The organism is Streptomyces hilarionis, assembly GCF_024539675.1.
GTDB classification, from domain to species: Bacteria; Actinomycetota; Actinomycetes; order Streptomycetales; family Streptomycetaceae; genus Streptomyces; species Streptomyces hilarionis.
The window spans coordinates 1-286 of the sequence record NZ_JAHHIT010000675.1 but is presented as its reverse complement, the minus strand read 5'-3'; the positions used below and the strand labels follow the sequence as shown (position 1 = coordinate 286).

The window sequence follows — 286 nt, the reverse complement described above, 5'->3', positions numbered from 1 at the left end:
TGATTAAGGTTACCGATCCTTCAACAGGCAGTGTGGAGCTTTTGGTGACGGGGGTTTCGACTGCGGAGCTCATCTCTAGCAGAGCGATTGCCGGTCTGATTGGCGAGCTACGCAGTGAGATGACGGCACGCAAAACCAGTTTCGAGTCGAGTGAGCGCAGAGTGCAGAGACGTTGAGCAGATTGATGCCCAAAGATAGCCTCCAAAAGCCGTCTTTGATGTCAAACTGATATCGGTCATAATATGGCTTCATTTTCGTGGAGCCCGACCCGTGTCCTCCGATAGAA

At 51.7% G+C, this 286-nt stretch carries 1 protein-coding gene; it reads left to right on the top strand.

Translation table 11 applies throughout. The features are described 5' to 3' along the window. The first annotated feature begins 2 nt into the window (after positions 1–2). Positions 3–176, top strand: coding sequence for a DUF1652 domain-containing protein (locus tag KMS84_RS42920; RefSeq protein ID WP_368860722.1), 174 nt, complete (start codon positions 3–5; stop codon positions 174–176). The last annotated feature ends 110 nt before the right edge of the window (positions 177–286 follow it).